Source organism: Mesorhizobium sp. C268A (assembly GCF_040324475.1).
Taxonomy (GTDB): Bacteria; Pseudomonadota; Alphaproteobacteria; order Rhizobiales; family Rhizobiaceae; genus Mesorhizobium.
Map to the genome: position 1 here is coordinate 1,050,549 of NZ_JAMYVX010000003.1, position 18,030 is coordinate 1,068,578.

An 18,030-nucleotide genomic window follows, 5' to 3' on the forward strand; every position below is an offset into this window, starting at 1 on the left:
GGGTAGGGTTTGGGAGTTTGACGATGACCGCTCAGCCGGACCAAGCCGCGCTGCTCCTGGACATGCGTGACATCCAGAAGCGTTTTGCCGGCATCCCTGCCCTGGCCGATGCCTCGCTCCAGGTTCTTCCGGGCGAGATCCACGCACTCATCGGCCAGAACGGTGCGGGCAAATCGACACTTATCAAGGTGCTCACCGGCTATTACCGCCGGGATGCGGGGCAGGTGCTGTTCGAACGGAAGCCGTTCGAAGTTGGGTCTCCGCATCAGGCGCAGGTCAGCGGCATCAGCACCATCTACCAGGAGATCAATCTCGTACCGCTGCGCTCGGTGACCGAGAACATCTGCCTTGGACGCGAGAAGCGCCGCCGCGGCCTGCTCGACTGGAGCGCGATGCATGCGGAAGCCGAGCGCCTGCTCAGCCGCTTCTCGATCGGCATCGACGTGCGCCGCCCGCTCAGCGATTTCAACACCGCCACGCAGCAGATGGTGGCGATCGCCCGCGCCATCGGCTTTTCCGCCCGCCTGGTCATCATGGATGAGCCGACCTCCTCGCTGGACGAGCGTGAAGTCTCGGTCTTGTTCAGCGTTATCCGTCAGCTCAAGGCCGACGGCGTCTCCGTTCTGTTCGTCAGCCACAAGCTCGACGAGTTGTACGAGGTCTGCGACCGGGTCACGATCATGCGTGACGGCCGCACGGTGCGAAGCGCGGCGATGAGCGACATCGGCAAGCTGGAGCTGGTCGCGGCCATGCTCGGCCGCGACGTCGCAGCCGTCGAAGGCCACGCGACCGCGTTCGGCGAACGCGATCGGTCGAGGATCGGTGATGTGCTGTTTACCGCGCAAAGGCTGGCAGCCGGCCAGTTGGTCCGTGACGTGAGCTTCGACCTGCGCCGCGGCGAGATCGCCGGCTTTGCCGGCTTGCTCGGCGCCGGCCGCACCGAAACAGCCCGCCTCGTATTCGGCGCCGACCGCCGGAGCGCAGGCGAGATGACGATGGAAGGCGCGTCCTACCATCCCGCACGTGCCGCTGATGCCATCGCCGCAGGGATGGGCTTCTGCACCGAGGACCGCAAGGCCGAGGGCATCGTGCCGGAAATGACCGTCGCGGAGAACATAACACTGGCACTGCTGCCGAAAATCAGCCGCAATGGCATCCTGAACGAGGCCCGGCAGAAGGAGATCGTCGAGCGCTTCATTCGTGAACTCGACATCAAATGCTCGGGGCCTAACCAGAAGGTCCGCGAGCTGTCGGGCGGAAACCAGCAAAAGGTACTGCTTGCCCGCTGGCTGGCGATGAACCCGAAGCTGCTCATCCTCGATGAGCCGACACGCGGCATCGATGTCGGGGCCAAGGCCGAGATCCAGCGCCTCATCCGCAAGCTTGCCGATGACGGGCTCGGCGTGCTGATGATCTCCTCGGAACTCGAGGAAGTGATGGAAGGAGCCGACCGCATATTCGTGCTGCGCGAAGGAGTGAGGGTGGCCGAACTGGAAGGCCAGGCAGCCGACGAGGAGGACGTGCTCGCGGCGATGGCGCATGGCGGCGCGGCGAAGGAGGCAGCGTGAGCGATCTGGCCACACCATCCGCAGCCAACGACGCTGGAAACCGCCGCTTTGATGTGTTCGGTTTCCTGGCGCGCTACGGCACGGTGATCGCGCTTGTGCTGCTGGTGGTCTTCAACCTTGCCTATACGCGCAATTTCGCGACGCTGCAGACACTCAACGTCAACCTAACCCAGGTCTGCACGATTGTGATCGTCGCGGTGGGGATGACCCTGGTGATCGCCACCGGCGGCATCGACCTGTCGGTTGGTTCGCTGATGGCGATCTCCGGCGCATTGGCGCCGATGATCTTCATGGGCACGATCTTCCCGGTCGGAAACATCTATCTGGCGGTAGCCGTCGCGATGATTGCCTCGATCCTCGTCGCCGGCCTGTTCGGGCTGTTCAATGGCTGGTTGGTCTCGCGTTTCCGCATCCAACCTATTGTTGCAACGCTCGTGCTGTTCATCGCCGGGCGCGGGATCGCGCAGGTCATGACCAACGGCAATCTGCAGACCTTCCGCGTGCCGCAATTCCAGTGGATCGGACTTGCCCGCCCGCTCGGCATTCCCGCGCAGGTCATCATCATGGCCGTGCTGGTTGCGGTGGCCGCTTGGGCCCTTCACCGCACGGTGTTCGGGCGAAGCATCCTGGCGGTCGGCGGCAATGAAAAGGCCTCTGAACTCGCCGGCATCGCCGTATCGAGGATCAAGCTCGCTGTCTATGCGATCAGCGGCCTGTGCGCGGGGCTAGCCGGTCTCGTCGTCATTGCGATCAACTCCTCCAGCGACGCCAATCTCGTGGGGCTGGGCATGGAACTCGACGCCATCGCGGCGGTCGCGGTGGGCGGCACGCTGTTGAGTGGCGGAAAGGCCACAATCATCGGCACCCTGCTGGGCGCACTGACCATCCAGTTGGTGCGCTACACGCTGCTCGCCAATGGCGTACCCGACGCCGCTGCGCTCGTCGTCAAGGCCGGCATCATCGCATTCGCCGTCTGGCTGCAGCAGCAACACCGGGTGTAATCCATGAACAGCGCCAGACTGGTTCGCATCATCGGCACTTACGGTGTCGTCATCGCGCTTGCAGCCCTCGTCCTGTTCGGATTCCTGCGCTACGACCGCTTCCTCGGCCTCTTCAACGTGATGAGCGTTCTGCGCTACAACTCGATGTTCGCGCTCGTCGCGCTCGGCATGTGCTTCGTGATCATGACCGGCGGCATAGACCTGTCCGTCGGCTCCGTCGCAGCCTTGGGCAGCGTCGCGTCAGCCCTGGCGAGCCCGCACGGCATCGTGGCAGGCCTTGCAGCGGGCGTTGGCGCCGGCCTGGCAGCCGGGCTGATCAACGCGCTCCTGGTTACACGCGGCAACCTGATGCCATTCATCGCCACGCTTGCCACCATGCTGGCCGCAAGCGGCTCGGCGCTGCTTCTGGCCGGCAACCAGACGGTTTCGGTGTCTTACGATTCGGGTTTCACCGCCATCGGCCAAGGGAATTTCTGGATTTTCCCGATTCCGGCAGTCATCGCCCTGGTTGCCTATGCCGTCGGCTCAGTGGTCCTGAACTACACCAGCACGGGACGGACGGTGCTGGCCATCGGCGGTGGCGAGGATGCCTCGCGGCTGATGGGGCTGCGCACTGACCGCGTCAAATTTCTCGTCTATGTCGCAAGCGGGTGCCTGGCCGGGCTCGCCGGCGTCGTCCTCGCTTCTCAGTTCGGCGCAGGCCAGCCGATCGAGGGCGTCGGCTGGGAGCTGTTTGCCATCGCAGCCGTGGTCGTGGGCGGGACGCTGCTGACCGGCGGCTCGGGCTCGGTGTTGACCACGCTGGCCGGCGTGCTGTTGCTCGGGATCCTTTTCAACGTCCTGAACTTCGAAAACGGCATGGGTTGGATTTCGCTGTCAGCCTACTGGCAGTCGGTGATCCGCGGGCTGTTTTTGCTCGTCGTCGTCCTTCTCCAGGCACGGCTTACGGCAAGGCGCGAAACTGCCTGAGGATGGCGAGCGCCTTCGAGCACGATGAGCTCAAAAGAGCTCTGGCGCTGCAGAATCAGTGCGCGTTGCGCACCCGGCCCAATGAGCGCATCCCGCAGACTTTCTGCGGCGATGCTTCCCCGGTGCACCTGGGGTCCGACACCCTTGGAGCGGGATCCGCAAGCGGATCGTGGTGCAGTCACATGGTCGTCCTGGAGACGGTCATTTCCCGGCGACCGCCACGAACACGGACTGCCCCTGCCTTTCCAGCCGAAACAGGATGGGCTTGCTCTGCCGGCGAGAGTTCGCCCACTCCTCGACGATGTCCGAAGGCTCCGTCACGCGGCGATTGTTGGCCGATATGATGACATCGCCCGGCTGCAATCCGCTCCGGGCGGCAAGGCCATCGGGAACCACTTCCACGACGAAGACGCCGGTCGTTCCTGATTTGATGCCGAGCTGCTGACGCGCCTGATCCGGAATCTGGCTGAGCGATAGGCCGAGGCCTTCGGCCGCCGACCTCTTGTCGGGAACAGCGCCGGTCTTCACCTCCGCATCCTTGCGCTCACCGATGACAAGCGCGATCTCCTGGTCCTTGCCGCCGTTACTCCGTGTCAGAGTGGCCTTGCTGCCAGGCTTCTGGCTAGCCGTCGCAAGCGTGAGGTCATGGACACCCTCAATGCCCTTGCCGTTGAACCGGGTGATCACGTCACCCGGCTTCAAGCCGGCTTTCTCCGCCGGGCTGCCGGGCTCGACCGAAGCAACCAGCGCGCCCTTGTCATCCTTCATCCCGAGGGCCTCAGCCAGCGACGGCGTGATGTCCTGCAGGCGGACCCCGATGAAGCCACGCTCGATCCGGCCGGTTCTAATCAACTGGTCGGCGATGCTCTGGGCGGTGCGCGATGGCACCGCAAATCCGATCCCGATGCTGCCGCCCGACGGCGAGACAATGGCGGTGTTGACGCCGATCACCTCGCCACGTGCGTTGAACAGCGGACCGCCCGAGTTGCCTCGATTGATCGACGCGTCCGTCTGGAGAAAATCGTCGTACGGCCCGGCTTGAATGTCTCGCGAGCGGGCCGACAGAACGCCGACAGTGACTGTCCCTCCGAGTCCGAAGGGACTGCCGATCGCGATTGTCCATGCGCCCGGCTGCATTGCATCCGAGTCACCCCATTTGGTCGTGGTCATGTTGGGCCGCGGGTCGACCTTCAGCACCGCTATATCGGTGGCGGGGTCACGGCCGACCAATTGCGCCGGCGCCGTTTCCTTGTCGGAAAATACGACATGGATCTCTGTCGCATCGGCAACGACATGGTTGTTGGTGACGATGTAGCCGTCGGGACTGATCACAAATCCGGAGCCAAGCGCCTCCCTCACCTGTGGCTGAACGGGTCCGAGGCCCTGGCCGTCGAACGGACTTGTAAAGTCGCCCGCCGTCGTCTGTTCCTGGACAACCTCCCGGGTCGTGATCGCGACCACGGCCGGCAATTTCTGCTGAATGATCGCCGTGAAGTCGGTCGGGGTATCCTGGGCCAGGACAGGCGCCACGCCACTGGCCGAGAGCATCAGCGCAACCGCGATCAAGCGCGTTGCAAATCGTCTTTGCATATCGTGAGACATTGCTGGACCTCCTGCCGGACAGCCCCGGCCGCTCGGCCGCGCCGCGCGGAGCCGGTGCTCCGGACGCTAGAACTGCCAACAAAGCTGTTTGTTTCAGCCCCCCGGAAAAATGGCACGGCCAGGAAAAACAGCCCGACCGCGGGGGTCCGGAAGGCAGCAGCCGGGAACCATTGAGGCCGTCGAGTTCAACCGTCCACAGGACTGGTCCCGGACGTGGCAGAAGTCAGCAAAGCGACTGCGTCAGCTCCGGCAAATGCCCGATATGCCCATGGAGCCAACCCAGCGGCTGAGGTGCCTCTACCGGGCCTGGTGCGAAAACGATCTGCAATGCAAGAGGGAGCTCAACAGCCGCAGAGAGACGCGGTCGTGATCACCGCCGCTCGAACTCCCTCAAGGGAACAAAAGGGTACCAACTAAGTTCGGCCCCCATAGTGAGGATGTCTATATGGATCTGTTGCCCCAGTCAGCCGAACACACCGTCTCCCCGCCGCCCGCTCCAGACCTTCACCGGCTTTTGTTCGATCCAAACTTGCGTATACACGGCTTGATTGATGACACTGTCGTCACCAAAGCCTTGGACGATTTGAAAGCCGTGCGTTCCGGGGAAGACGATCTCTACGTTGAAATCGACACGCCCGGAGGCGACGCCGACGGCGCGCGACGTCTAGCTCTAGAGTTCAAGCTTTTTCTGAAACACTCGGGCCGCAACGGCTACATCATTGGCAAGAATACGGTTTACTCTGCCGGGGTAACGGTCCTTGCCGCTTTCCCGAAAGCCTGCAGGTTCCTTTGCCCGCAAGCAGTCCTGCTGATTCATGAAAGAAGGCTTGAGAAAGACTTGGTTCTGAATGGACCAATTCGAAGCTGTCTTCAGATCGTTCGCGAACAACTTGCGCTGTTGGAAACGGCAGAGCGACTCGAGAATGAAGGGTTCGCCGATCTCGTCCAAGGTTCTCGAACATCGCTGGAAGAGCTGCGCGACCATGCCTTGACCAACTGCTACCTGATGGCAGCCAGAGCTTTGGAGTTGGGCCTTGTTGAAGACATTGCCGATTAACTTGACGCCTCGGATGCAAACGGCAGAGCCGAGTCCAACACGCTTCCCTCACTCATGGCTCCGGCGACCATGAACGGCAAGGTTGAAAAGATAGAGCGGACCGGCGGCTGTCTTTGCGGGTCTGTGAGGTATGTTGTCACCGGCGCGCCGTTGCGCGTTGGCTTGTGTCATTGCCAGGATTGCAAGAGAACCAGCGGCAGCACCTACAGTGCCTTTGCCGTGTGGCCGCGGTCGGCTTACCAGTGCAAGGGCGAGCTTGTTGCATTCAACGGCAGAGGTTTTTGTCCGGCATGCGGGTCGCGCGTGGTGAACCTCCGCGACGACGAAGCCGAGATCATGATCGGCACTCTCGATGATGCGCCAAACGACCTTCTCCCGGCATACGAGCTTTGGACCCCCCGGCGCGAAGCCTGGCTCCACAACCTGCCTTGGGCTGACCAATTCGCGGGCGATCGCACCGAAGAAGGCCAAAATTGGCGCGAAGCCCGACGAGTATGACCATGCTCGAATGGCCCTCCACCCATGAACTGTGAAAGTCAGCTTCATGCGCGATGAATCACTCAAGTTCTTGAAGAAAATTGTGGCGACCCCGTCGCCGAGCGGCTTTGAGCAACCTGTAGCGGAGCTTTTCCGCGAGTATGTTCGTCCGTATGCCCACAGGTTGACGACGGACGTCATGGGCAATGTCACAGCGATCATCAATCCTGAGGCGTCTATGCGCTTCATGTATGCCGGGCACATGGATGAGGTCGGCTTCATCGTCCACTACATCGACGATGACGGTTTTCTGTTCTTCAGCACCATAGGTGGAACGGACGTTGCCACTGAAATCGGCCAGCGTGTCTGGGTGCACGGCAAAGAGCCGATCCTGGGGGTCGTGGGTCGCAAAGCAATCCAGACCTTCAAAGCCTCTGACACGTCTCAAACACCCTCGCTGATGGAACTGTGGATCGATATCGGCGCGAGTTCGCGAGAGGAAGCGTTGAAGGTCGTAGAGGTCGGCAGCGCGGTGACTATCCATGGCGAGTTTGCAGCGCTCCAGGGCAACCTTGCTGTCGGACGAGCGTTCGACAACAAGGTCGGCCTCCTCATCGGCGCCGAGGTGCTGCGCTGCCTCTCTGAGGAGGGAGGCGTTCACCCCGGCGTGGGGCTCTATATCCTGGGTACGGTTCAAGAGGAAATCGGTTCCCGAGGCGCGATGACCTCGGCGTTCAATATCGCGCCTCGAACCGGCCTCGCAATCGATATGGGCGTGGCGATGGACTATCCGCGCGCTCGCGCCGAGGATCAGGGCAAACTGGACCTTGGGAAAGGGCCGGCAATCACTCAAGGCGCGAACACCAACCCGGTGGTGTTCAATCTGCTGAAGTCGGTGGCCGAGAAAGAGGGCCTGCCTTATCAGTTTCAGGCGGTGGGCAGCTCAAGCCCTACCGACGCGCGTGTCATGCAGCAGAACCGCGGCGGCGTCGCAAGTGGGGTGCTCTCCGTGCCTTTGCGTTACATGCATACCCCGTCCGAAGTTGTTTGCCTGGATGATGTGCAAACGACGATTGACCTGGTTTGTGCATATTGCCGGCAATTGACGCCGGAGATCGACTTCACGCCAAGATGATCGCTGCGGGATTGATTGTGGAAGTCGTGGCTCCAACAGTCGCCGATCTGGCGCCTGTCGGCCACCGCCCGGTTCGTCGGTCACCGCGCACCTGCGAAAACCCAACCACGGTCCACTGGGGAGCGCGCCTCAGGTCACCGCGACCGCTTCCACCAAACGCCTGAGGAAATCCGTCAGACCGGCTTCAGGATCATCACCTGCGCCAACGAGCACCGAAATACCCCAGCGCCCAAGCACGGCCTCCTCCACAGGGTTGCGGCTGGGCATGAAGATGAACGAAGGGGGACGATCTTTCTCATATCCAGACCGGTGCCAGGTCTGCCAAAGCCGGTGCAACAGCAGCCGGATGTTTGGATCGGAGAGGCTATAGCCAATGAACAGGATCGTGCTGCCGAGAGCGTCGGAGCGAAAGCGGACATCAAGGGGAGAATTGAAGGACAGGCGGTCAAGATAGTCGGTTTCGGTGAGGACAAGGGAAGAGTCCTCGTCAAAGTCGCCGTGAAATTTCACGATGTGCGTTATGCCTCGACGGGCCTGCGCAACGTGCCGTGCGTTGGCCACTTTCACGTACTCTCGACCGTGGATTTCAAAAGCGAGTTCCAGGTTCCGGTCATAGTTCGTCGTATAGATGACGGGAAAATCGAGCGTCACGATGAGACGGTGCAATTCCGATTTCTCGATCCGTTCCTTGGCGACAGACCAGTTTCTGTCCATCCAACTGCGAAGTGGTCCGATGCTGCCATGCTTGATCCGATAGTATTCGGCCAAGGTCTGAAAACGATCGCGTCGCGTGGAAAATTCATCGTCGACGCCGAGCTCCTTTGCCATTCGCTCGATGAGCTTCTCCCAAGACGGAAGTCCGACGCTGATCGATACCCCCGCCCCCACAAACAAAATTGCGCTGCGATGACGAATTGCATTGGCGAGCGAATTTATAGGATCATCATCGTTCATGGATAGGTCCTCCGAAGCCACTCGCGTGGGCCGGACCTAAAGGTGCGTGCCCCGTGAGCGGATCGTGGACGCGGCCCCGCAATTCGAGCCAGCACGGCGCACTGCGGGAGCATCGTGCTCCGCCCTCATCGACGAAATCGGATCGACCACGCACCAGCCAGCCCAGAGGGGGCGGCCCTTGCAGTCCTGCCGAGCCGCTTGCCACCCGAACCGAGGTAGCGGCCGCGAGGACACTGGCTGTGAACTGGAACCGGCGGTGTTGCGGTTTACTGGCCACGTTGATTCAGTTCTGCGCCAGCCATATTGCGCAAAACTCTATCGAGTTTCGCATTCACCAAGAGGTTGCGCCGCTTCGCGCCGATAAAGATGGCGAGAGAGTAAATCATTGTAAGAACAGAGATCATCGTCATTCCGGCCTAAACATCAGCGGCCGGAGATGTTCCATGCGCCCGGAAATATTCCAGTGCAGGTGTTTTTAAATCGCCGAAGCTACGCGCTCAATGCGCGGTTGGTTTCGTGTCCAGGGCGGACGAATTAGCGCAAGGCGGTATTCATCCTCCCACATCGGCGGCGGACTGAAGCGAAATGCTGGTTGTGTCCCCCAGAATTGCAATGAAACGCCGATGCTTTGCATGCGGCCCGGAACAAATGCTCGCTTGCACAGTTCGAGCCATGCAGCGGTCGACCCCCGCGCTGCAAGATCGGTAGCCCGATCGCCCGCGCCGGCCCCTCCCACGGCGCGGGCTTTCGTTTGAATTCACGCTGTCGGGGTTGGAGTCGCTCCGCCGTTGTCGCGAGCCGGCTGATATACGCGCTGTCCGGGGCTCGCGGGATGCCGGCGACATCGGCATTCGCGCAGTCCGGCAGGTCAGCCGATGCACGGGAACAACGCGGCACTGTGATGGTTTGGTGGCCTCGGAAGGTGGCAGAGAACGATGGGCAAAAAGCCCAAACAGCACGCAAAATCCACGGCGGATCGCGAAAAGGCGATCGAGGCGCTCTACTTCGCGCGCAAGTGCGGCCTTACGAAGGAAGAGGCACTCAAGATGCTCAGGGAAGCCCCGATCGGGATCGATGATGAAGCCGAAGAGCGCTCCGGCAGTTAGACGCGATCGCCGGTCGCGCGTCGCAGCCGGCCGCGGCGCATGATCTTCTTCACTTCCGATACGCATTTCAACGATCCGCGCATTCTGCGCCTCGACCGGCGTCCCTTCGCCTCGTTGGTCGATCATGACCAGGCGCTGGTTGCGTTTTGGAACGAAACGGTTGGCCCGAACGACGAGGTCTGGCACCTCGGCGATTTCGCCAAGGGTCCAGCCGAGACCGTGTCTTCACTGCTGTCGTCTCTTAACGGGTCCAAGCACCTGATAATTGGCAACAATGATGGCGCCGCCACCATTGGCGACCCGGCCTGGGCGAGCGTGCACCACTACATGGAGCTTCTTGTCGAGGGCAGCTTGCTGGTTCTGTGCCACTATCCTTTTCGCACCTGGAACCAGATCGGCAAGAGGTCGGTAAACCTGCACGGTCATTCGCACGGTCGTCTGAAGCCGATGACGCGCCAGCATGATGTCGGCGTCGACGCATGGGGGTTTCGTCCGGTAACCTTTGCTGCCATTCAGGCCAGTCGCCGGCGGGGTTAGCCCGACAGAACGCCGGGCGAGCGAAGGTCTTCAGCTTAGCGGGATTGGAGCCGACGAGAGGCCGTCTGTAATCCTGCCGGACCCGCAACAATGCGACAATTCTGGTTGGGCGACTTCAAATAGGAGAACTGCTTCATATATGCGGTTTTCGCGGTACGCGGACCGCGCCGCACCATCAGCTTGAGTGTGGCGAAGTCTTACGGAAGCCCTACCGGCCGTCGCAGCGCGAGATCGAACCCGTCGCCTGAGCTCAGCACGTGAACCCTAAGATCATGGATGGAAAGGGCGGCATCAGGCTCACCTTCCGCGATGTTGGAATGCGTCACGCCGGCTGCATCGACCAGATAGACAGCGCCGCTGCCAATGACCTTGAACATCTCGCCCTTCACCACGATCGCGGTGTCTTCATCGATGCCGATGCCGAGGACGCGCGGGTTCTGCGACACCGCCCCGATGAGCCGCCCAATGCGGCCCCGTTCCGCAAAGTGCTGGTCGATGATGACATTCGGCAGCAGGCCCAGTCCCGGCGCCATCCGAATGTGGCCGATCCGAAAGGACGCTGCGTTCGGCCCCTTCACCATCATTGTGTCGCTCATGACCGACGCGCCCGCGGAGGTGCCGGCAATGACGCCTCCGGCTTCATAGATTTCGTGCACCCGCTCGTCGATGGGCGTGTCGCCTATCTGGCTGGTGATGCGGAGCTGGTCGCCGCCGGAGAAGAACACCGCGCTCACGTCTGCAAGCGCACTTATTTTCTTTTCATGAGCTGCCTCGAGGCGGTCGTTGACGTAGAGCTCGATGACATCCTTGATGCCCAGCTCACCGAAGGACCTCTGATACTTCTCGAGATAGCCATCCGGCTCATGAGACGCGATGGTGGCAAGCACCAGGCGGCCGTTCGGAACCAGGCTCGCCACCTCCTTCAAGATGACACGATCGCCATCATGGTCCTCGTGGCCGCCGATGATGACGAGCGTTCCGGCTTTACCGTTCGAGGATCGTTTTTTCTTCTTGTCGGTCATTTGCCCACGTCTTTCTTGCGCAGGAAAACGTGCGGGTGGTTGTCCTCGCTGGTCATGAAAGCGACTGCGAACTCCCTGCTGTTATGCGCCCATCCAGACACGCCGGTCGCGGTAAGCACTATGGCTCCGGCTTCGCCGCCGATCGCCTCGACTTCCTTGAGCGCGGGATTCAGCACCTGCTCCAGGCCGCCTTCAGCCTGCCCCGAGGACAATGCCTGCCGCGCCGAGAGTGCCTGCATGACACGGGCCGCGAGAGCCTTTCGCGCAATATGCTCACCATCTCCCGAGAAGGCGACGGCTCCCAACCGGTTGTCGGCATAGTAGCCGCAACCGGGTTGCGGAGAATCCCCCACACGACCCGGAGCACTGCCGTCCAGTCCGCCGGTCGAAGTGCCGACGGCGATGTCCCCGTACTGATCCAGGGCAACCACACCGATCGTATCCTTCGCCTCCGACTTGCTGGAGGCGTCGCGCTGCTGCGGCGTGATCAAATCCGCCGGATCGCAAAGCTCCAGCTGCTTCTCGGCGGCGAAACGCCGGGCCCCCTCCGACGCCAGCAGGATCGGCTCCTCATGCAGCATGGCCTTCGCGACACTGATTGGATGGCGCACGCCCTTGATCACTGCGACGGCACCCACATTGAAGTCCCTGCCCTCCATCAGGCCAGCGCACATCTCGACCTCGCCGTCCGAATTGAGGGCACTTCCATATCCCGCATTGAACGTCGGGTCCGCCTCGAGGATGCGACCGGCCGCTTCCACCGCATCGACCGCCGTTCCGCCGCCGGCCAGGACGGCCCGACCTGCCTCGAGCGCCTCGATGCATCCGTTGCGATGCGCCTCCTCCTCTTGCGGATCGATCTCCTTGGCGCCGCCGTGCAGGATCAGCGACCACATCAGCCAGCCCTCAGATGGCGAATATGGGTCTGATCGGGCCCTCCCCTCGAAGGCGTCGCGCCTCCGAAGCCGGTTACCTGCCGCCACACGGCTTCAACGTCGTCGACGGTCAGCACGACAAGGTCGTTTTCCCGTGCAAGCCTGAGACACACGTCGACGGCCTCCTTCTCGGGACAGACGGCGTGAATGCGGCCTGGGGCGCAGCCGGCGTTCAAGGCACCTTCCCGCAGCAAGCCGGCGATCGCTCCGGGGGCTCGGCCGCGCAGCTCCTGCTCATCCTCCTTGAAGACGATGACGTCGAATATCCGCGAAGCGATCGCGCCCATCTCGCGTATATCACAATCGCGGCGGTCACCGGGTATGGCGACCAAGCCGATCGTGCGCTGATAGCCGCGCCTCATGTGGGAAACGAGCTTTCCGAGCGCCTTCAGCCCTTCCGGATTGTGCGCATAGTCGACGATCGTGCGGAAACCATGCCCGTCGAAGACGTTGAGGCGACCGGGAGATTGCTCGAACGAGGTGCCAAACTCGGCCAGCGCCGCCCGGATCGTTGCCGCCGGAACGTCGTGGCAATGCGCCATGGCGACGGCTGCCAGGCTGTTGGCAACGTTGAATTCGGCAGAACCCTCGAAGGTCGCGGGAATTTCGTCGACGCTCATCAGGAACATCGATTCCCCATCCTCGTGGATGAAAATGTCCCAGCCGTCGCTGCTGGGCTCCCGCGTCACGGCGCGGCCGCCTTCCGCCAGGTGGCTGCGCAAGAAATCGGGCCACTCGCTCCTGCTCGCCAGCGAGAAGTAGCAGATCCTGCCGCCGGCATCTCGCGACATTGCGGACGTATGGACGTCGTCGGCATTGAGAATGCTCCATCCCCGCGGCGGACGGACTCGACCACGACCGATTTCACCTCCGCCAGGTCCTCGATCGTGTCGATGCCCCTCAGCCCGAGATGATCGCCGTGGACGTTCAGAACGGCGCCAACATCGCATGCATCGAAGGCAAGCCCTTCGCGCAGGATGCCGCCGCGCGCACATTCCAGCACCGCGACATCGACACCCGGCTCGCGCAGCACGATCCTGGCGCTCTGCGGACCGGAGCAGTCCCCTGTCATGATCCGCTCGCCGTTCAAGTAGACGCCGGTGGTGGAGGTGAGCCCGACGGTTGCCCCATTCGCCTGCAGGATGTGCGCCAGCATCCGGGCAGTGGTCGACTTGCCGTTGGTTCCCGTGATCGCGAAGGTCGGAATCCGGCCGTCCTTGCCGCCTTTGAAGAGAAGATCGAGCACGGGCCGTGCGACGTTGCGGGCGCGCCCCGACGAGGGTTCGAGATGCATGCGAAAGCCAGGACCGGCATTCACCTCTATGATGCCGCCGCCGGTTTCGCTCACCGGCCGTGAGATGTCGGGACAGACGAAGTCGATCCCGGCAATGTCGAGACCGACGATCTGTGCCGCCCGCCTGGCGATCAGCGCGTTTTCGGGATGGATTTCTTCCGTCCGGTCGATCGCGGTCCCACCGGTGGAGAGATTGGCGGTGGGCCGCAAGAGCACCATTTGGCCCGGCGCTGGAACGCTCGCCAGGGCGAGCTGCGATTTTGACAGGAAATGCTCGACGCATTCGTCGATTTCGATGCGGGTCAATACCGAGGAATGGCCCTCTCCCCTCCGCGGGTCGCGGTTCGTCTCCTCGACGAGCTCGGCGACAGAACTCCGGCCATCGCCGACCACATGGGCCGGAACCCTCTCGGCAAGCGCCACCACCTTTCCGCCGATTACCAGGATCCTGTGATCCGAGCCGACGAAATGCTGCTCGACGATAACGCTGCGGCTGTGTTCTCGCGCCTGTTCGAAACCCCAGCGGACGTCGTCTTCTGTTGCCAGACCGATGTTGACGCCGCTTCCATGATTGCCATCGAGTGGTTTGGTGACCACGGGGTAGCCCAGCCGTGCTGCCGCCGCGACTGCGTCCTGCGCCGATCGCACCAGCTCCCCGCGTGGCACCGGCAGGCCGGCCTGTTGCAGCAGGAATTTGGTCAGGTCCTTATCCGAGGCGATCTCGGTCGCAATCTCGGAAGTGAGGTCGCTGCAACTGGCGCGGATGCGCTTCTGATGCTTTCCGTGACCAAACAGCACGAGGCTGCTGTCGTCGATCCGCGCCGCCGGAATGCCTCGCCTCTCGGCCTCGCGCACCAAGGAAGCAGTCGTAGGCCCCAAGGCACGCTCGGCGGCCAGAAGCTTGAGCTGCTGCAGCCTGGCTGCGAACTCGAATGGCCCCTGCGTTTCCGCAATGTCGCCGAGCCCCTCGACACCATGCAGATTGGCCGGCAGCAGGCTGTCCACCAGTTCGAGCGCGACGCGTCCGGCGAGCAGCCCGACAAGCTCATCCTTGTAGGCGAACATGACGTTGTAAGTGCCCTGACTGCCTTTGACCGACCGTGTCTTTCCTCGTGTCACCCGGTGACCGAGCATGCTCTGCAGTTCCAGGGCGACATGCTCGACGACGTGGCCGAGCCAGGTTCCTTCCTGCATGCGGCGAACGAAGCCGCCGGGGGCGCCATAGCTGCAGCCATGGCCCGCAAGGCCGGGCAACAATCGGACGATCTGTTCGGAAAACCAGGGCAGTTTGTCTGTCGGGAACGCCTCAAGGGCTCCGAGGTCGATCCGAATCTGGACCATTGGCGTCATGCTATAGAGGTGCGGCCCGCGAAACACGCGGGCGTCCACGACGCGGATACGGCGAAAACGCGAGGCGCCCCGATGAATTTCTTTGTCCGACATAGTCCGTTTCTCCTGACTAATTCCGCAACATCCGGAGGATCGGTTAGTTCCCGGCTTTTAAGCCCAAATATTTTTGCAGGAGAGAGCAACAAAAGTGGTCGTTAACATATGTTGGCCCAAGAACACCCTCTGGTTATCTCGGCCACGTGCGGTCACTGTTCTGAGGGCTACTTATCTCTCGTGACGAGGCGGGCCAGGCATTTCCCTTCGCTTCCCAACCATTCGCCGGGCACGCCGCGGCCCTCGAGCGAATGCCCGGCTTTGGCTCATGGCGCTCCATTGTGCGGGTCCAGCACTGAGGCATTAATCTTCAGCACGCCTTCGGTACCCGGGAACATTTCCAGACGCGTCAGGTTTGGAACCATCCTTGCACCGGAACTACAGCCATGCAGAGTCGAAAATCGGTGAAGGCCGCGCTTGTCAAGGAGATCGACGCGGTCCGCCTTCGTATCTCGCTGCTTGAAAACGAGCTATGCAGAGATGGCAGACCCAGGCAAATTGGATGGCGTTCAGGATACGAACTGAACGCCCACAAAGCCCGCCTTGCTCGACTGGAGACCGTGCTTGCCCACTATCCGTCGGCACCGACGGCCCGGGCATCGAAACAGCAACAGCTTGAGTTGCGCGCAAGGCAACCAAGTAGTTTTGGTGAAACGCCATGGCTGACAGACCCTCAATCAGAACTCCGCTAGCTCGAGTGCGGGGCCTTGGATCGGCGAAACACGGAACCGAAACGTTCATGCTGGAGCGGCTGACATCTGCTGCCCTGTTGATCCTTGTCATTTACATCGTCGCGGTCGTTATAATGCTGGTCGGTGAGCCTCGAGACGCCGTCCTCAGCGTCGTAGGATCGATCTATGTCGCGCCAGCCCTTATTGGCTTCATTCTCGTAAGCTGCGTTCACATGCGGCTTGGAATGCAATCGATCATCGAAGATTACTGCCATGCCACCGTGCTCAAATCGCTTCTTCTGATCGCCAATTGGTTATTCTGCTGGGCAGTCGCGCTCGCAAGCTTGTTCGCTGTGCTGTTAATCAGCTTCAGATAGCGATCCGGTTCTCAGCTGCAGCCAACGTCTGCCACCGGCAGGCTGAAGTTCGCCTCAGCGGCGAACCGGGCTGGCTTGCGCACAGGAGTTCGACAACCCGGCCTCATCTGATTTGCGGCAGCCTGTCCCATTGATGGAAAGGGGGTGGAGAGGTCAGCTCCCACTCCAATGTGGTAGCTCCTGGCCCCCATGGGTTCATGCCGGCGGCTCTTTGCCGGTAGAAAGCTTCCAAGATGCCGAAGAGGAAAATCACGACACTCGCGGCCGACAGGTACGATCCATACGAGGACACCATGTTCCAGCCGGCGAATGCGTCGGGATAGTCGACATAGCGACGCGGCATGCCCGCCAATCCAAGGAAGTGATGGGGGAAGAAGACGAGGTTCACGCCGACGAAGGTCGTCCAGAAATGGACCCCAGCCAGAAGCGGATTGTAGAGATATCCCGTCATTTTCGGAAACCAGTAATACCAGCCCGCGAAGATGCCGAAGATCGCTCCCAGTGAAAGTATGTAGTGGAAATGCGCGACGACGAAGTATGTGTCGTGCAGTTCACGGTCGAGGCCGGCATTTGCGAGTTGAACGCCCGTCACCCCGCCTACGGTGAACAGGAATATGAAGCCGAGCGCCCAGAGCATCGGCGTCCGCAGGCTGACCGAACCGCCCCACATGGTTGCAATCCAGGAGAACACTTTTATCCCGGTCGGCACTGCGATCACCATCGTGGCGAAGGTGAAGTAGCGCTGCGTGTCGAGGCCTATCCCGCTGGTGTACATATGGTGGGCCCAGACGACGAAGCCGATCACCCCGATCGCCACGATTGCGTAGACCATCCCGAGATACCCGAAGATCGGCTTTCGCGAGAAGGTCGAGATCACCTGGCTGACGATGCCGAACGCCGGCAGGATCATGATGTAGACTTCCGGGTGGCCGAAGAACCAGAAGAGATGCTGGTACAGCAGCGGGTCGCCTCCGCCGTCCGGCGCGAAGAACGTGGTTCCGAAATTGCGATCGGTCAGGAGCATGGTGATGGCGCCGGCCAGCACCGGCAGAGCCAGCAGCAGCAGGAAGGCGGTGATGAGGATCGACCACACAAACAGGGGCATCTTGTGCAGGGTCATCCCCGGCGCGCGCATGTTGAAGATGGTGGTGATGAAGTTGATGGCTCCCAGGATCGAGGAGGCGCCCGCAATGTGCAGAGACAGGATGACCAGATCCACGGCGGGACCGGGATGGCCGGAGGTCGACAGCGGCGGGTACAGGAACCAGCCGGTCCCAGGGCCATAGCCGCCGGGGACGCTGGGCATGAAGATCGACAATAAAAGCAACATCAATGCCGGCGGCAGCAGCCAGAACGAGATGTTGTTCATGCGCGGGAAGGCCATGTCGGGGGCGCCGATCATGATCGGAACCATCCAGTTGGCGAAGCCGCCGATCAGGGCGGGCATCACAGTGTAGAAGATCATGATCAGCGCGTGGGCCGTGGTGAAGACGTTGTAAAGCTGCTTGCCGGCGTCGATCGCCGCGTCGCCCTGGTAACCGTAGATCATCGACGCCAGTCCGGGGAAAAACTGGATCCCGGGTTGCTGCAGCTCGATTCGCATGCTCACCGACAAGAGCATGCCGATCACCCCCGCGATGAAAGCGAAGACCAGATAGAGTGTGCCGATGTCCTTGTGGTTGGTCGAAAACAGCCATCGGGTGATGCCGGTCGGCTGGTGGCTGTCGAGACCGTCCGGATCTGCCGCCGTATATTCGTTCATGACCTTCTCCGCTTGAGCCGTCCGTCGCCAGCATCGAACCGTGCTGGAACTTGATTGTTCCTCCACCGAACCGGCGGTAGGAACATTCCACGGAAGCCGCGGTTAGGTTCCGCGCGGCCG

General features: G+C 61.7%; 16 protein-coding genes. 9 read left to right on the forward strand and 7 right to left on the reverse strand.

From position 1 onward, the window contains the following. Positions 1-23 precede the first annotated feature (23 nt). The 3 genes from NKL06_RS31975 to NKL06_RS31985 are packed head-to-tail and all read left to right on the forward strand — an operon-like array spanning position 24 to position 3,538. Complete coding sequence (locus NKL06_RS31975) at positions 24-1,568, forward strand: sugar ABC transporter ATP-binding protein (RefSeq protein ID WP_023693473.1); 1,545 nt, start codon at positions 24-26, stop codon at positions 1,566-1,568. After that, entirely contained in the window at positions 1,565-2,569 is a 1,005-nt protein-coding gene (locus NKL06_RS31980) for an ABC transporter permease (RefSeq protein ID WP_023693472.1), read from the forward strand. Before NKL06_RS31975 ends, NKL06_RS31980 begins: the two co-directional genes overlap by 4 nt. A 3-nt stretch (positions 2,570-2,572) precedes the next feature. Further along, positions 2,573-3,538 carry an ABC transporter permease gene (locus NKL06_RS31985; protein ID WP_023672667.1) on the forward strand — a complete coding sequence of 322 codons (966 nt, stop codon included), beginning with the start codon at positions 2,573-2,575 and terminating at the stop codon, positions 3,536-3,538. Positions 3,539-3,739: 201 nt separating this feature from the next. Here the strand turns inward: NKL06_RS31985 and NKL06_RS31990 are convergent, their stop codons facing one another. Next, positions 3,740-5,140 (reverse strand): Do family serine endopeptidase, encoded by a 1,401-nt coding sequence (locus NKL06_RS31990; RefSeq protein WP_023693471.1) that lies wholly within the window; start codon positions 5,138-5,140, stop codon positions 3,740-3,742. A gap of 445 nt (positions 5,141-5,585) precedes the next feature. Here NKL06_RS31990 and NKL06_RS31995 point away from each other — a divergent pair, with 445 nt between their 5' ends. The 3 genes from NKL06_RS31995 (at position 5,586) to NKL06_RS32005 (ending at position 7,809) form a co-directional block, all read left to right on the forward strand. Continuing rightward, positions 5,586-6,197, forward strand: coding sequence for an ATP-dependent Clp protease proteolytic subunit (locus NKL06_RS31995; protein ID WP_023682462.1), 612 nt, complete (start codon positions 5,586-5,588; stop codon positions 6,195-6,197). Between the two features lie 69 nt (positions 6,198-6,266). Continuing rightward, on the forward strand, positions 6,267-6,695 hold the full coding sequence (locus NKL06_RS32000) for a GFA family protein (protein WP_050485925.1): 429 nt from the start codon (positions 6,267-6,269) through the stop codon (positions 6,693-6,695). A 46-nt stretch (positions 6,696-6,741) separates the two neighbouring features. Next, complete coding sequence (locus tag NKL06_RS32005) at positions 6,742-7,809, forward strand: M42 family metallopeptidase (RefSeq protein ID WP_023682460.1); 1,068 nt, start codon at positions 6,742-6,744, stop codon at positions 7,807-7,809. Positions 7,810-7,938: 129 nt separating this feature from the next. On the opposite strand, the gene NKL06_RS32010 is transcribed toward NKL06_RS32005, so the two are convergent. Further along, positions 7,939-8,763, reverse strand: a complete 825-nt coding sequence (locus NKL06_RS32010) for an SIR2 family NAD-dependent protein deacylase (protein ID WP_023682459.1) — start codon at positions 8,761-8,763, stop codon at positions 7,939-7,941. Positions 8,764-9,698: 935 nt separating this feature from the next. Between NKL06_RS32010 and NKL06_RS32015 the strand changes: the two genes are divergently transcribed. Continuing rightward, positions 9,699-9,869: a hypothetical protein gene (locus tag NKL06_RS32015; RefSeq protein ID WP_023672674.1), complete on the forward strand. Its 171-nt coding sequence runs from the start codon at positions 9,699-9,701 to the stop codon at positions 9,867-9,869. Between the two features lie 39 nt (positions 9,870-9,908). Beyond that, entirely contained in the window at positions 9,909-10,406 is a 498-nt protein-coding gene (locus NKL06_RS32020) for a hydrolase (protein ID WP_023682458.1), read from the forward strand. Positions 10,407-10,603: 197 nt separating this feature from the next. Here the strand turns inward: NKL06_RS32020 and NKL06_RS32025 are convergent, their stop codons facing one another. From NKL06_RS32025 to cphA, 4 genes are read right to left on the reverse strand one after another with little or no spacing between them, the layout of a single operon-like run. Next, entirely contained in the window at positions 10,604-11,428 is an 825-nt protein-coding gene (locus NKL06_RS32025; protein WP_023693470.1) for a cyanophycinase, read from the reverse strand. After that, positions 11,425-12,324, reverse strand: coding sequence for an isoaspartyl peptidase/L-asparaginase family protein (locus NKL06_RS32030; RefSeq protein WP_023693469.1), 900 nt, complete (start codon positions 12,322-12,324; stop codon positions 11,425-11,427). The genes NKL06_RS32025 and NKL06_RS32030 overlap by 4 nt, the downstream gene beginning before the upstream one ends. Next, positions 12,324-13,052 carry a glutamate ligase domain-containing protein gene (locus tag NKL06_RS32035; RefSeq protein WP_352581577.1) on the reverse strand — a complete coding sequence of 243 codons (729 nt, stop codon included), beginning with the start codon at positions 13,050-13,052 and terminating at the stop codon, positions 12,324-12,326. Before NKL06_RS32035 ends, NKL06_RS32030 begins: the two co-directional genes overlap by 1 nt. Next, positions 13,049-15,100: a cyanophycin synthetase gene (gene cphA, locus NKL06_RS32040; RefSeq protein WP_352581579.1), complete on the reverse strand. Its 2,052-nt coding sequence runs from the start codon at positions 15,098-15,100 to the stop codon at positions 13,049-13,051. The genes NKL06_RS32035 and cphA overlap by 4 nt, the downstream gene beginning before the upstream one ends. A gap of 658 nt (positions 15,101-15,758) precedes the next feature. Between cphA and sdhD the strand changes: the two genes are divergently transcribed. After that, a complete protein-coding gene (gene sdhD, locus NKL06_RS32045) occupies positions 15,759-16,148 on the forward strand; it encodes a succinate dehydrogenase, hydrophobic membrane anchor protein (RefSeq protein WP_027050929.1) in 390 nt (129 codons plus the stop codon). Positions 16,149-16,251: 103 nt separating this feature from the next. Here sdhD and ctaD read toward each other — a convergent pair whose 3' ends face one another. Continuing rightward, the gene (gene ctaD / locus NKL06_RS32050) at positions 16,252-17,910 is read right to left on the reverse strand and encodes a cytochrome c oxidase subunit I (protein ID WP_023693467.1); all 1,659 of its coding nucleotides are present in this window, start codon (positions 17,908-17,910) and stop codon (positions 16,252-16,254) included. Positions 17,911-18,030: the final 120 nt, after the last annotated feature.